The organism is Streptomyces sp. NPDC051183, from assembly GCF_040682455.1.
Classification (GTDB): Bacteria; Actinomycetota; Actinomycetes; order Streptomycetales; family Streptomycetaceae; genus Streptomyces.
On the sequence record NZ_JBFBBA010000027.1, the window covers coordinates 103,817 to 117,346 of the forward strand.

General features: G+C 70.2%; 13 protein-coding genes. 4 read left to right on the top strand and 9 right to left on the bottom strand.

Annotated features, from left to right (window positions below; translation table 11 throughout):
* Positions 1-288 precede the first annotated feature (288 nt).
* Positions 289-1,797: a DUF4246 domain-containing protein gene (locus tag AB0M99_RS23530; protein ID WP_365923455.1), complete on the bottom strand. Its 1,509-nt coding sequence runs from the start codon at positions 1,795-1,797 to the stop codon at positions 289-291.
* 521 nt (positions 1,798-2,318) lie between these two features.
* Positions 2,319-2,696 carry an FKBP-type peptidyl-prolyl cis-trans isomerase gene (locus AB0M99_RS23535; RefSeq protein WP_365923457.1) on the bottom strand — a complete coding sequence of 126 codons (378 nt, stop codon included), beginning with the start codon at positions 2,694-2,696 and terminating at the stop codon, positions 2,319-2,321.
* 179 nt (positions 2,697-2,875) lie between these two features.
* Between AB0M99_RS23535 and AB0M99_RS23540 the strand changes: the two genes are divergently transcribed.
* Positions 2,876-4,318 (top strand): methyltransferase domain-containing protein, encoded by a 1,443-nt coding sequence (locus tag AB0M99_RS23540; protein WP_365923459.1) that lies wholly within the window; start codon positions 2,876-2,878, stop codon positions 4,316-4,318.
* A gap of 50 nt (positions 4,319-4,368) precedes the next feature.
* Here the strand turns inward: AB0M99_RS23540 and AB0M99_RS23545 are convergent, their stop codons facing one another.
* Positions 4,369-5,496, bottom strand: a complete 1,128-nt coding sequence (locus tag AB0M99_RS23545) for a lipase family protein (protein WP_365923461.1) — start codon at positions 5,494-5,496, stop codon at positions 4,369-4,371.
* Between the two features lie 56 nt (positions 5,497-5,552).
* On the opposite strand from AB0M99_RS23545, the gene AB0M99_RS23550 reads away from it, so the two are divergent.
* Positions 5,553-6,215 carry a helix-turn-helix domain-containing protein gene (locus AB0M99_RS23550; RefSeq protein ID WP_365923489.1) on the top strand — a complete coding sequence of 221 codons (663 nt, stop codon included), beginning with the start codon at positions 5,553-5,555 and terminating at the stop codon, positions 6,213-6,215.
* A gap of 91 nt (positions 6,216-6,306) precedes the next feature.
* On the opposite strand, the gene AB0M99_RS23555 is transcribed toward AB0M99_RS23550, so the two are convergent.
* Both AB0M99_RS23555 and AB0M99_RS23560 read right to left on the bottom strand, forming a co-directional pair.
* Positions 6,307-7,425, bottom strand: a complete 1,119-nt coding sequence (locus AB0M99_RS23555) for an acyl-CoA desaturase (protein ID WP_365923463.1) — start codon at positions 7,423-7,425, stop codon at positions 6,307-6,309.
* Between the two features lie 7 nt (positions 7,426-7,432).
* Entirely contained in the window at positions 7,433-8,488 is a 1,056-nt protein-coding gene (locus AB0M99_RS23560) for a ferredoxin reductase (protein ID WP_365923465.1), read from the bottom strand.
* 86 nt (positions 8,489-8,574) lie between these two features.
* On the opposite strand from AB0M99_RS23560, the gene AB0M99_RS23565 reads away from it, so the two are divergent.
* Positions 8,575-9,735 carry a helix-turn-helix domain-containing protein gene (locus tag AB0M99_RS23565; RefSeq protein ID WP_365923467.1) on the top strand — a complete coding sequence of 387 codons (1,161 nt, stop codon included), beginning with the start codon at positions 8,575-8,577 and terminating at the stop codon, positions 9,733-9,735.
* A gap of 211 nt (positions 9,736-9,946) precedes the next feature.
* Here AB0M99_RS23565 and AB0M99_RS23570 read toward each other — a convergent pair whose 3' ends face one another.
* From AB0M99_RS23570 to AB0M99_RS23580, 3 genes are all read right to left on the bottom strand, one after another.
* On the bottom strand, positions 9,947-10,573 hold the full coding sequence (locus AB0M99_RS23570; RefSeq protein ID WP_365923469.1) for a hypothetical protein: 627 nt from the start codon (positions 10,571-10,573) through the stop codon (positions 9,947-9,949).
* Between the two features lie 697 nt (positions 10,574-11,270).
* The gene (locus AB0M99_RS23575; protein WP_365923471.1) at positions 11,271-11,420 is read right to left on the bottom strand and encodes a hypothetical protein; all 150 of its coding nucleotides are present in this window, start codon (positions 11,418-11,420) and stop codon (positions 11,271-11,273) included.
* Between the two features lie 44 nt (positions 11,421-11,464).
* On the bottom strand, positions 11,465-12,325 hold the full coding sequence (locus AB0M99_RS23580; protein ID WP_365923473.1) for a haloalkane dehalogenase: 861 nt from the start codon (positions 12,323-12,325) through the stop codon (positions 11,465-11,467).
* A 107-nt stretch (positions 12,326-12,432) separates the two neighbouring features.
* On the opposite strand from AB0M99_RS23580, the gene AB0M99_RS23585 reads away from it, so the two are divergent.
* Complete coding sequence (locus AB0M99_RS23585; RefSeq protein WP_365923475.1) at positions 12,433-13,047, top strand: TetR family transcriptional regulator; 615 nt, start codon at positions 12,433-12,435, stop codon at positions 13,045-13,047.
* Between the two features lie 158 nt (positions 13,048-13,205).
* On the opposite strand, the gene AB0M99_RS23590 is transcribed toward AB0M99_RS23585, so the two are convergent.
* Positions 13,206-13,433: a hypothetical protein gene (locus AB0M99_RS23590; protein WP_365923477.1), complete on the bottom strand. Its 228-nt coding sequence runs from the start codon at positions 13,431-13,433 to the stop codon at positions 13,206-13,208.
* Positions 13,434-13,530 lie beyond the last annotated feature (97 nt).

The window sequence follows — 13,530 nt, forward strand, 5'->3', positions numbered from 1 at the left end:
AGTTGAGGCGTGTGGTTTCCGGACATCTTCGAAACCGGCGCGTTTCGGGGGGACTGCGTCCGGAGGTCCGTCGCGCGCACCGGGCGCGCCCGGTCACCCCGCTCCGTGATCACCTTGCGGAGGGCGCCGCCACGGAGCGTGTCCTGCCGAATGGCCGTATCCGTACGCGGCATCGAACCCGTCACGGTCCGGGCACGTTGTTCTCGGGGTGCTCGCGTCACATGAAAGGCCCCCGCCGCTCAAGCCATCGGCTGTGCGGCGGGGGTGGCGACAGCGCCGGCCCGAGGGTCAGTGCTCGCAGAGGGAGAATTCCCGTTCGTAGAGCTGCTCGTTGTGTTCGTCGACGAAGAACTTGCGTTCCTGCATGAGCTGTTCGCGGTAGTCCTTCGCCTGTTCGAGCGTCATGGTCGAGGTGTCGGACCACGGCTGTTGCGGTGGCACGTCGGAGGTCGAGACGATCGTTTCCGACGGGTCGACCAGGAAGAACGCGAGGATCTTGCGGTGTCCCGGGCGGGTGGCGTCCGCGAGGCCGAACGGGCCGACGCGGTGCTGCAGGACGTTCGGGAACGCCAGGCAGCGGCCCGCCGGGGTCGAGGTCGATCCCAGTACCTGGTTCAGTGCGTCTTCGTCCTCCAGGCCGTAGACCTCGCGCAGACCGTCGTCGTCGTTCTGTTCGTACTCCGGGTCGTCGAGCGCCGTCCGGAAGCTCAGCCGGCTCTCGGTGATGTTCTCGCTGTCCCAGTAGTAGATGCCGGTCGAGACGATCCGCTCGTTCAGCATGCCCTCGACGTGCCAGGAACCGCCGGCGTACTCGGGCTTCTCCGGGGTGAGATGAATGGTGGCGAGCTTCACGATGACCTGGAGCCGGCGGCCGCGCAGGTCGACCCGGGCGGATGCGTCGGGCGACTCGGGCGGGGTGAACTCCGGGGCGTCCGGGATGACGGGCTGGCGGTTCTCCCACCACTCCTCGTGGGCCTCTCCCCACGCGCGACGGGCCTCCGCGTAGGCCTCGTCATCGCTGTAGGAGGACCTGTTCGGATACTCCGGCTCCGAGTCGTACCACCCGTAGGGATCGGCCTCGATCCGCGGGGGCCGCGGACGGCGCAGATCGGTGAGCACGTTCTCCAGCAGCGGGCGTATGCGCGCGAACAACTCGGGAAGGACGGCGGCCAGTTCGCGGTGAGTGTCGGGCCGGACGTTGTTGACGTACGAACGGAAGGCGACATCGCCGTCGGCACTGACGTCGACGTCCGTGGGCAGCCACTGGAACCTCTCGGAGAACTCGTGCTTCGAATAGCGGTCCGTCGGGTTCCGCCAAGCCCGCTCGGGCGCGCCACTCGCCTCTCTCACCAGGCAGAACAGCGAGGGATGGACCAGATCCAGTACCTGGCCGTCGGATCCGGGATGCCAGTCCGGTTCGGCTGCGGGGACCTGCTCCAGAACCTGAACCGCCTCACGCAGCCGGGATCTGAGCTCGTCGTCCACCAGCGTGTCCGACTGCCACACCCCGTCGACGGCGGACACCTCGACACCGCTCTGCCCGTCCCGCAACGCGGCGTAGTGCACGAGTTCGGCGAGCACGTAACGAACCTGCGCTTCGGTGAGGCCCTGAGCCAGCGCCTCCTGGGTCCACCGGGCGACGATGTCGGCATCGTTCATCTTGTCGAACCATCCGGGCTTCGCCCGGATGTGTGAGCTGCACTGCATCATCTGAAGTTCCCGCAGCGTTCGGGGTGTCGCGTACGACATGGAACGGGACGCTTGAAAGGGCAGCGGGAAAGCAGACAGGCCAGACAATTCTCTTGGTCCTTCGAATCGGTGTGCGGTGGCGGGAAGGATACTTCAGCGCACTGACACCGCAGCCGCGCTTCCCGCCACCGACCGGAAAGACTGTCCGGGAGTCCGCGCGCGTCGGCCGGCGGCCGGAAGTCCCGGACTGCGTCGTGGTAGTCGCGCAGCCGGCGCCCCAGTTCACTGATTCCGGCGGTCGATCGCAGAGCCGACGGCCAGGGCGTGAACGCCGGTTCGCCGTGCAGCAGCGACAGGACCTCATCGGGTCCCGTCGACGCCAAGGGCTCGCGGAGCCCGGGCGAATCCCACCGCTTCCAAGTGGGTCAGCAAGGCGTGCACCGCGGGCGTCCACTCGCCGACCGGCCGGCGGATCGTCTCGCCGATCCGCCGCACCGTGGTCACGCTCCCCCGGTCAGTGGCCCCGTCCTCGATCATCGGGCCGGCGTAGCCGGGAGCCGGAGCTGCCGGCCGGAGCGGCAGTCATCGCGGGCGCCGCCTTCGCCGGACGCCTCCTCCTGCGCGGCCGGTCAGACCACGGAGAGCAGGTCCACCACGAAGACGAGCGTGGAACCCGCCGGGATCAACGGCGAGGGGGACTGCTTGCCGTAGCCGAGGCGCGGGGGAACGATGATCTCGCGCCGACCGCCGACCTTCATCCCCCTGAGCCCCCGGTCCCAGCCCTTGATGACCCTGCCACCACCCACGGCGAACTTGAAGGGCTCACCGCGGTCCCAGGAGGCGTCGAACTCCTTCCCGGACTCGAAGGTGACCCCGACGTAGTGAACCCGGACCACCCTGCCCGGCTTCGCCTCGGCCCCGTCCCCGACGACGAGGTCCCGGATCGTCAGCTCCTGGGGAGCATCGCCCTCCGGAATTTCGACCTCGGGCTTCGTCGGTTCACTCATCGCAGCCTCACTACTCTCCGCCGGTCACTCCATGCAGTGGTGATCACGCTACCTCGGTCCCGAGGACTACCTGACCTGAGAGCCCGCCTCGCGGAGGCCCGGCGCGTCGCCCGGGACGTCGAGCCGGTCAGTGGTATCTGCTGGGTCGTCAGGGCAGGCGTGGTTCACGGGAGTGTCTGGTGGGCGATCACATCGCGGTGTCGGCGGCGGAAGTCTTCGACGAGCTGGGCGGCGAGTACGAGCGGGCGTTCGCGGGACTGCCCGGCCAGGACGAGGCGCTGCTGTGGCTCACGGAGCGGTTGTCGGCCGGCGCCCGCGTGCTGGACGTCGGCTCCGGTACGGGCCGGCCCGTGGCGGCCACGCTCACCGACGCGGGGTTCCGGGTGACCGGCATCGACGTCTCCGCCGCCATGGTCGAGCTGGCCCGTTCCCAGGTGCCAGGTGCCGAATTCCGGCTAGCGGACGTGCGCACCTACGAGCCGGCGGAGCGCTTCGACGCCGTCTGCGCGTTCTTCCCGCTGCTGCTCATGCCGCAGCAGGACGTCGCGGCATCGTTGGAGCGCATCGCGTCCTGGCTCGCCCCCGGCGGCTACCTGCTGTTCGCGACCGTCCCCGGTGACCTGGACGAAACCACGCTGACGTGGATGGGGCGCCGCATGAACGTCAGCAGCCTGACCGCCGACGAGTTCCCCACGCGCCTGGAGGGGCTCGGGCTGACCGTACTGCACCGCCACACCGCCACGTTCCAGCCCGACAGCCGCATCGCCGGCCCTGAGGAGCACCTGTTCCTCCGGGCCCGGCGCACCGGCCGGGTCGCCCCGCCCGCCCACGCGCTCCTGGGCCCCTACCCCCACCCGGCCCGCTACCGGGGCCCGCACGCCTTGGGCACCGACGCACGGGCCGCGTTCGAACCCCGCTTCCGACGCCACGACATCGACGCGGTCGTCGACGCCCTCACCGGCTGCCGTCGCATCCTCGACGTCGGCGGGGCCGCCGGGGCCGGGGTACGGGCCATCGCTGCCCGGTACGGCTCCTGCACCACCGTCGAGATCGACCGGGACCGCGAAGCCGCGATCCAGCACCTGCCGGAACACGGCATCACCGTGCACCCGGGTCGCGGCGAACGCCTTCCCTTCCCCGACGGGGCCTTCGACGCGGTCACCGCGAGCTGGGTGCTCCACTACGCCGACGACCCGGAGGCGGCGGTCGGAGAGATGCTGCGCGTCCTCGACCGCGACGACCCGCAGGCGCGGATCGTCCTCGTCCAGGGCACCCCCGACAACCACATCGTCGAACTCCTCAACCGGCACTGCGTGATCCCGGCCGGGGAACAGGACGACCACCAGGGCCACCTGCTCCACTTCGCGGCCCGGCAGTGCGTCGAAGCAGGACTGACCGACGTCGCGTACCGACGCGTGGACGCGACCCTCGTCCCCGACCCCGGTGCCCCCGACCAACAGGCCGCCCAGACGGCCCGGATCCTCGCCGACTTCTGGCACGCCCACCACCCGGACAACGCGGCGATGCGGGCGTCCCTGGAGCAGGACCTGCTGGCCCACTACGGCGCCGGCCACCAGGCCGTCGACGGCAGTGCTGTCCTCCTCACGGCCCGACGGCCCTGACCGCGCCCGGTCAACGCCGATCGGCCACTGCGGCACCGCTGTTGACCAGGTCAGCAGTCGTTCTCCACCGGTCGGCCTTCGATGCGGTCCGCCAGCCACCCGACGGTCGCCGGGGCGACCGCGTAGAAGGTGGCCATGTGGGTGGGCGTCAGATACGTGTCCCAGTCGACGGACGCGCCGAGCCCGCACAGCCGGTCCTTGAGCTCGGTGCCCACCCGGTACGGGATCACGTCGTCCAGGCGCGAGTGGTACAGCCGCACCGGCACCGCCGGTCGGTAGCGCCCGGCCCGCTGCTCGGTGAGCCGGCCGCGCCAGTCGGCCCGCGCGAACGGGTCCTCGGTGGTCAGCCGGTCCCAGCTGTGCATGCCGTACTTGGTGGTGATCTCCAGCGTGCAGTCGTCGGAGATGTTGGCAAGCAGCTTGCGGCCGTGGTCGGTGAACAGTTCGTCCAGCGGGAGTTCCGGGTACGCGTGCCTGAGGCCGACGGCGGCGGTCAGACCGAAGCCGAAGGCCGGGCTGCCGTCCACCCCCTTCGCGACGGCCAGGAGGTCCGCGGCGGGCGCCCCGACCGAGGCGCCGCGCAGCTTCAGTTCCGGGGCGTAGGAGGGCTGGAGTTCGGCCGCCCAGCTCGCCGCCTGGCCGCCCTGCGAGTAGCCGGCGATGACGACCGGGGCGTCGGGGGCGATCCCCGCCTCGGGCAGCCGCTGGGCGGCACGCACCGAGTCCAGCACGGCCTGGCCCTCGGCCCGCCCGTTGACGTAGCTGTGTCCGCCGGGGGTGCCGAGCCCCTGGTAATCGGTGGCGACCACGGCCCAGCCGCGGTCGAGCATCGCCTTGATCACGATGCTCTCGTACTGGGTGCCGTCGGCCAGGGCCCGGGAGGGGGCGCACCTGTCGCCCAGACCGTGGGTGCCGATGGCGTGCGCGACCACTGGGCGCGGGCCCGGCCCGTCGTACGGGGCTTCGGGGACGAGCACGGTGCCGGAGACGGCGATCCGGCGGCCATCGGCGTCGGCGGAGCCGTAGAGCAGTTGCCAGGACCGTACGCGCTGGTTGATCACGCCCGTCGGCTCGATCCGGAAGTCGGCGGCTCTGCGCTGGATCACCTCGCCCGGCCCGGCGGTGACTTCACCGGGCGGGGGAGTGTAGAAGGCGTCGTGGAGGTCACCGTTTTCCACGGCGGTGGCTGGAGCGGCCGTCGCGAGGGCGGCCAGCAGCGCGGCACACGGAGGCCATCTGGCGGGCGGCGGACGCCCTGCGCCTGCCGTACGACGGGCTGTTCGTGGTGCTGGTCGCCGACCCGCCGCCCGGACCGGTGCCCGAGCTCGGAAACCGGCTTGCCGCTCACGGCATCGCCTCCGCCTGGAGCCGCACCGCAGGCCTGCTGGCCGGGCTGGTCTCGGTCCGCGATCAGCGCACCCTGGAGCAGCTGCTGACCGTGCTCCAGCGGTCGGCCACCCTCCGCTACGGGGCGAGTCCGGTCTTCACGCGCCTTGCCGACTGCGCCACCGGCCTGCGGCTGGCCCGGCTCGCGCTGGCCACCGCCGACCCCGCCGGCCCGCCGGTCGCCAGCTTCGACGACGGCCCGCTCGCCGGCCTGGTGGTGCACTCCCCGGACGTCGCCGCCCGGATGGCCCGCTCGGTCCTCGGCCCGCTGCTCGACCTCCCGGCCGAGCAGCGCACCATGCTGATCGGCACGCTCACCGCTTGGTATGCGGCCTCCGGGTCCACGGAGGAGGCCGCACAGGTGCTGCACTGCCACGCCAACACCGTTCGTCAGCGGCTGCGCCGGATCCGCGAGCTCACCGGACGCACCGTCACCGACCCGGTCGGAACGGCCGAGTTGTACGCCGCGCTCCAAGCCGTCCGGGCGCTGCCGTCCTCGGTCCTGCACTGATCGGTTTCAGCTTTGGTACGAGGGATCGGGCAGTCCGCGGCAGCAGGCGCCGCCGCCGGCACGGCCCGAAGATCTGAACCGGTACCGGGAATCAGGCAGCGACGAGCTCCTGCTCGCGGTCCGGCGCATCGACCTTGGGCTTCTTGTTCGGCAGCGAGAGCCGGAAGACCTTGCGCCACGCGGAGAACACCTGCTTGGGCAGCGGCCCGGTGACGTACTCCAGCTCGTACTTCTCGAACAGCGCGCGCACCCTCACCGCGACCTCGGCGTACCGGTTGCTCGGCAGGTCCGGGAACAGGTGGTGCTCGATCTGGTGCGACAGGTTGCCGGTCATGAAATGCATGGCCCTGCTGCCGCTGATGTTCGCCGAGCCCATCATCTGGCGCAGGTACCACTGGCCGCGCGTCTCGCCCTTGATCGACCGGCGCTCGAAGACCTGCACGCCCTCGGGGAAGTGCCCGCACATGATCACCGAGTGGGACCAGATGTTGCGGACCAGGTTCGCGGTGAACGTGGCGGCCAGCGTGGGGAGGAAGGACGGGCCCGACAGCAGCGGGTGGATCACGTAGTCCTTGAGCACCTGCTTGCGGATCTTGCGGCCCACGGCCCTGGCCCGGGCGCGGAACTCCGGGTTGTTGCGGCGGCGCTTGTGCAGGTTCTTGCCGAGCTCCAGGTCGTACGCTGCGATGCCGTACTCGAAGAAGCAGGCGTTGAGGAAGTTCCACAGCGGCTGGCCGAGGTGGAACGGGTGCCACTTCTGGTCCTCGTCGACGCGCATGATGCCGTAGCCGAGGTCGTTGTCCTTGCCGATCACGTTGGTGTACGTGTGGTGCAGCTCGTTGTGCGAGTGCTTCCACTGGTCGGCCGGCGAGACGTGATCCCACTCCCAGGTGGTGGAGTGGATCTTCGGGTCCCGCATCCAGTCCCACTGGCCGTGCAGGATGTTGTGCCCGATCTCCATGTTGTCCATGATCTTCGCCACGGACAGACCGGCGGTGCCGAGCACCCACGCGGGCGGGAAGATCGAGAACAGCAGCACGCCCCGGCTGACCAGCTCGAGCTTGCGCTGCGCCGAGATGACCTTGCGGATGTACGCGGCGTCCTGCTCGCCGCGGCCGGCGATCACCTCGTCGCGGATCGCGTCCAGTTCGCGGCCGAGCTCCTCGATCTGCTCCGCGGTCAGGTGGGCGGTGGGGTCGATGGCGGTCAAGGTGCTCCTACCGTTCGATGTCGCAGGGGCCCGCCGCGGCGGACACGCAGGTCTGGATGAGGACGCCCGGCTCGGCCTCGGTGATCTCGCCGGTGCGCAGGTCGCGGACGGCGCCCGCCTTGAGCGGCGTGACGCAGCCGAAGCAGATGCCCATACGGCACCCGGACGGCATGAGCACGCCGGCCTCCTCGCCGACGTCCAACAACGGCGTGGCGCCGTCCGCGTCGACGGTCTTGCCGGTGGCGCTGAACGTGACCTCGCCGCCGTCACCGGCGACGACGATGCTGGGGCGGAAGCGTTCGGTGTGCAGGCGCTCTTCGACGCCGTGTTCGCTCCAGAACCCTTCGGCGGCGTCGAGCAGGCCCGCGGGCCCGCAGGCCCAGGTCTCGCGCTCGGCCCAGTCGGGTACCAGTTCGTCGAGGCGGGCGATGTCGAGCACGCCGTCTGTGTCGGTGTGCACCTCGGTGAGCCGCAGCTTCTTGTCCGCGACCAGGTCGTGCAGTTCGTTGCGGAAGATCACGTCCTGCGGCTGTGGCGCGCAGTGGACCATGACGACGTCGTCGAACTCGATGTCACGCAGCATGCCCATCACGGGCGTGATGCCGCTGCCGGCCGTCAGGTAGAGCACCTTGGCGGGCTTGGCCTTCGGCAGCACGAAGTCACCGGTCGGCTGGTCGAGCTGGACCAGCGTGCCCGGTTTCGCCCTGCGGACCAGGTGATTGCTGACCTTGCCGTCCGGGATCGCCTTCACGGTGATCGTGACGCGGCCGTCCTGGCGGTTCGTCGGCGAGGTGATGGAGTAGGCGCGCCACAGGCGCCTCCCGTCGACGTCGACCCCGATCCGCACGTACTGACCGGCCGTGTGACCGCGCCAGCCCCTTCCCGGCCTGATCACGATGGTCGCGGCGTCACCCGTCTCGGGGTGCACGGCCTCGATGCGCCCACGCAGGTCAGCACCCGCACGCAGCGGGCTGACCAGGTCGAGGTAGTCCGACGGCAGCAGCGGCGTCGTGATCATCTCCAGCAGTTTCCACGCCCTACTGCGGAGGGCTGCACTCGTCATGACCTCAGCTTGATGCGCCTCAGGGCGTAAAGTCCTGACCGCAGGACGTAAATTTGGTCGGCTGAATTGTTCGTAGGGAATAAAACGTGAGCCATCCAATCCGGAGAGTCACCGAACTGGCGCTGGATCGGACAACGGTCACCGCACTTCGCGGCGCGTTGAAGACCACCGCCGACGAGGTCGTCCAGGCGATCATCGACGAGGTCCCTCCCTATGCCAATGCCCTTTCGGGCCGCATGGGCGTCACCATCCGCCGAGCCGTCCGCACCGCCCTGGGGCACTACCTGGACCTCGCGAGCGGGAACGCCACAGGCGGCGACGCCGGTGACGCAGCCTACGAGCTGGGCCGCGGCGAGGTGCGCGACGGGCGCTCGATGGACGCCCTGCTCAGCGCCTACCGCGTCGGCGCCCGTGTGGCCTGGCGATGCCTGGCAGCGGGTGCCGTACCCGCAGGTCTGCCCGCCGCCGAGGTCGCCAAGTTCGCCGAGCTGACCTTCGCCTACATCGACGAGCTCTCCGCCGCGAGCGCCGCGGGCCACGCCGACGAACTGGCCGCCCGGGGCCGGGAGCACGAGCGCCACCTGGAACACCTGGCCCGCGACCTCCTCGCCGGCGCGAGCCCGGACGTGCTGCTGGCCTCTGTTCAACGGGCCGGGTGGCAGCCTCCGGCTTCGCTGACCGCCGTCTTGCTGCCCGCCGCCCAGGCCAGGCCTGCCTACCGTGCGCTCGACCCGAGCACCCTCGTCCTCGACGATCTGCCGGACGCCTTCGGTGTGCTGCTCGTCCCCGATGCCGACCGGTCGCACCTCTTGCGGCAGCTGACCGACCGCAACGCCGTGGTCGGCCCGGCCCGGCCATGGACTCGTGCATCCGCCTCGTACGCCCGAGCTGCACGCGCGCGCTCCCTCTCCTCCGATATCCGTGACACCGAGGACCACCTGCCCGAGCTGGTGCTGAGCGCCGACGTGGACGCGTTCGCAGACCTGCGGGCCCGGGCCCTCGCACCGTTGCGGACCTTGCCCGTCGCGACCGCACGGCGGCTGGAGGAGACGTTGCGGGCGTGGCTGCTTCACCAAGGCAGGCGGGACGAGGTGGCGGCGGCGTTGTTCGTCCATCCCCAGACCGTCCGGTACCGGATGTCGCAGCTGCGGGAGCTGTTTCCGGATCTCGCATCGCCGCACCGGGTCCTCGAGCTGACGCTGGCGGTCGGGAGCGGGAGAGGGGCGGGAGGAACCGGGAGGAACTGAAAGGACCGACACCCGTATCGAGCGGGTCGCGCCGACGGCGCCTGACGGGCGGAAGCCCAGACCAGCATGTTCTTGGTCTGCTGGTGGTACAGCATTTGCACCCACGCTGACCTGGGAAAACGGTGCCGCGTAGGGCTCTCGGGTGAAGCCTGGTCCGGAAATGGTCCGGGTCCTGGTCCGACGGGCACCCGCCCAGGCCCGGCTCTGGGCCTCACGTGAGGGTGCGCAGGCTGCTGAGGTAGTCCTGCCACCGGGGCATGCCGTGGTGGGCCGCGCGGGTGTGGATGTGGTCGGTGACCTGTCGGATGTACTGCTGGGGCATCGATGGCCGGGTGGCGAAGTCGGCGGCGAGGCGCCGGTGGAGGTGGGGCGGGAGGGCGCGGGTGGTCTGGGTGAGGAACCAGGTGCGGGCTCCGGGGCTGAGGCGCATCACGTCGGGGAAGACGGTGACGGCGCCCGCTTCCGCACAGGCGTCGACGAGGGCGTCGAGGGCCTCGGGACGGTCGGCGGCGTGGGGGATGACGGGGGCGATGAGTACGCCGGCGGGCACGCCTGCCTCGCGCAGGGCGCGGATGGTGTCGAGGCGGGCCCGGGGTGGGGAGGCGGCGGGTTCGAAGGCGTGCCAGACGCGTTCGTCGAGGGAGCCGAGGGAGGTCATGACCAGGACGTCGGTCACGCGCGCGGCCTCGGCGTACAGGTCGGTGTCGCGGCGCAGGAGGGCTGATTTGGTGGTGGTGGTGAAGGGGACGCGGTGGTCGGTGAGGGCGCGCAGGATGGCGGGCATGAGCCGGTAGCGGCCCTCGGCGCGCTGGTAGCAGTCGGTGGAGGCGCCGAGCATGACCCACTGGTCGCGGGTCTTCCCGGTGCGCAGTTCGCGGCGCAGGACGGCTGCGGCGTTGGTCCGGATCCTGGTACCGCAGGCCCGGGCGGCAGGGGTCGGTCAACGGTGGGAAGTCGTGGGAGCGATCGGGAGTAAGGAAGGCGCTCCCACGGGTGGTCTGTCCTACGGGCCACGGGCCACGGGCCACGGGCTACGGGCGATGGTCGTCGCGGAGCCATCCGGCGGGGGAAGCGTGCGGGTGTCCCACACGGCTGTACCCCTGCCCCGTACTTGCCCCGGTAGGCGATCGGTGGTGCCTTTGTTAGGCGCAGGCCTTGTGCTCGGGACGGACTCTGGCGAGCGGGGTACCGGGATGTAGGGGAGCGGCGCGGTCTCGTGGTCCGGCGTGGCCGGCGGCTGGACCCGGCATGTAGGGTCGGCGTCCTCCATGGGGCGCCGTATCTGCCGTTGCTTCGGCATGACGGCGGGCGGTTCGCTCGATGTCGCGTCGAGGTACGCAGTGTGATCGGCGGTGGCGGTCCAGGACTCGAACGCCGCTGCCCCTGTCGCTCCCGTTCTCCCCTCCGGTGCATGTCGATCGGCCGCCGCTTGGCCTGCCGCTCCTTCTGTCGGGCCGCGAGCCGGTCGGCGACCTCCGGCCGACAGGGCGCGAACAGGGTCAGGGGCATCCCGTCGGGACAGTCCCGCCGGGCTATCAGGCCATGCGGCGCCACGGAGCCGAGGGCTCCCGCGCGTGCTCGACTGCCGTCGCCTCCCAGTCCACCGGCCCGGCGCCGAGCAACGCGTCGCGGTCCAGTACGGCAGGCGCTGCGCACAGGGCGACGATGAGCTTCGCGAACGGCAACGCATCGCCCGCGGCCTCGCCGTAGCCCTCGCGAACGCGATGAATCAGGGAAATCGTTCCATGATCGCCTTCACGATCCGATCCGGTGCATCCTCTTGGACGCAGTGCTTCGCCTGGCTGAGTTCGACGATGGTCAGTTCTGTGAATGAGGAGCGGATCCGCGGAATACAGGCCTTGGGCCGGAACACCGGGTCCCGCATGCCCCAGACTGCCAGAGTCGGTTTGTCGCCGAGGCGGGCAGGAACCTCTTGGGCGAGTCCCTCCAACAGGGGGCGCGCGGCGCGGATCTCCCCGGGCATGACCGCGAGGCCGCGCCGGGCTTCCTTCGTGGGCTGCACCATGCGGTAGTGGTCGGCCTCGGCCGCGGTCAGAGCGGGGCCGGTTCTGCCGAGCAGGAACTGCTCTACGAGAAAGTTCTGTTCGAGGACGCGCCGTTGCATGGGGCGGCTGCTCATGATCGCGCTGAACGCCCGGTTCGCCAGCTGCTCGATCGGCCAGAACGCGGTGTTGCCCAGCACGATCCCCCTGACGCGGTCCGCCCGCGTAGCTGCCGCGCCGAGCCCGATGGGGCCACCCCAGTCCTGCCCCATCAGGACGAAGCCGTCAAGGTGCAGATGGTCGATCAGCTCTCCCAGGACCGCCGTGTGTTCCGAGACCGTGTAGCCGAAGCCGGCCGGGCGCTCGGACAGGCCGAAGCCCAGGTGGTCGACGGCGATGCAGCGGTACCGGCTTCGAAGGCCCTTCACGATGTGACGGTAGAGAAAACTCCAGGTGGGGGAGCCGTGGCAGAACACGATCGGTGGCCCCGCCCCCTCGTCGACGTAGTGGACCCGCCCCGCGGACGAGTCGAACCATCGTAGTGCGAACGGATATAGGGCCGGATCGGGAACGAAGTCGATCATCATTGCGCTCTCCTCCAGGTCCGTGCGGTGTCCTGCGGGCGCGGCGGCACCGGGCCGCTACAGATGTAGAGCCTCTGCGGGTGGAGACACTACACCTGTAGCATCGAGCCGTGCCTCCGAACGTGCCAAGTGGCAGTGAGCGGCGGGATGCGATCGCCGGCAGCGGGATTCGCATCATCGCCCGTGACGGTGTTCGCGCCCTGACGCATCGGGCTGTCGACCGAGAGGCGGGGATCCCGCAGGGATCGACCTCCTACCACGCGAAGACGCGGCTTGCGCTCCTGGAGCTCATCGTCGATGAGCTTGCCGCCCGCTCGAAGACCGATGCCGAAGCACTTGCCGATGCCTTGGAGGCGAAGTCAGGGCCTGCGCAACGGCTCGACGCCGACGAGCTCGCCGCGCTGATCGCAGGACTCGTCGAGACGCTCGCCCTCCGCCGCGATGACATGAGAGCCCGTTACGCCCTCATCCTCGAACTTGACGACGCGCCGCAGGTGCGAGCGAAACTGACGGCGGACTCCGAGGTGCACACCCTCACCCGGCAGGTGACGGCGTCGGCCCTCACCGAGGCGGGACTCCCCGCCTCGGACGCACGCGTCGAGGAACTGATCGCCCTCACGGACTCGCTGGTGTTCTACCGGACTGCCATCAACGAGACGACCTCGCTGCAGAAGATCCTGGCGGCCTATCTTCACGGCGCAGCTTCGGTGCAACCCGATCGCTGACCTGCGCGGAGAGTTCGTGGGCCGTCGATTTCTGGCGCAAGTCACCGGGGGGAGGGGGAGGGCTCCGCCCTAGAGAAACCCGAGCTTCTTGGGGAGTAGCTGACCAGGACCCCTTGTCTGTCACCTCGGGCGAGGGCCGTGATCCGTATGAGCTGGTGTCAGGAGGTGGCGAGCCGGCGTTCGAGCGGGGTGCGATAGGCGGGGGTGACACGGGTGCCGGTGAGGAAGTCGGTGAGCCGGGGGACCTCGTCGTCGATGGTGGTGTGTGCTTCGCGGCCGGGGTCGGGGGCGGGTTCGAAGTCTTCGGGCAGGAGGTAGCCGGTGCCTTCGGCGAGTTCGACGGCTTCGGCGCCGGTGGCGGCGATCGCCTTGCGGGTGGCGGTCACCGTCTAGCCCCATCCTCCGCACGTCGCTGGTTTGAGTGAGGTCTGTCGGGTTCGTGCTGGTCAGGTCAGGCTGATTTCCAACAGGTCGAGGAGGCGC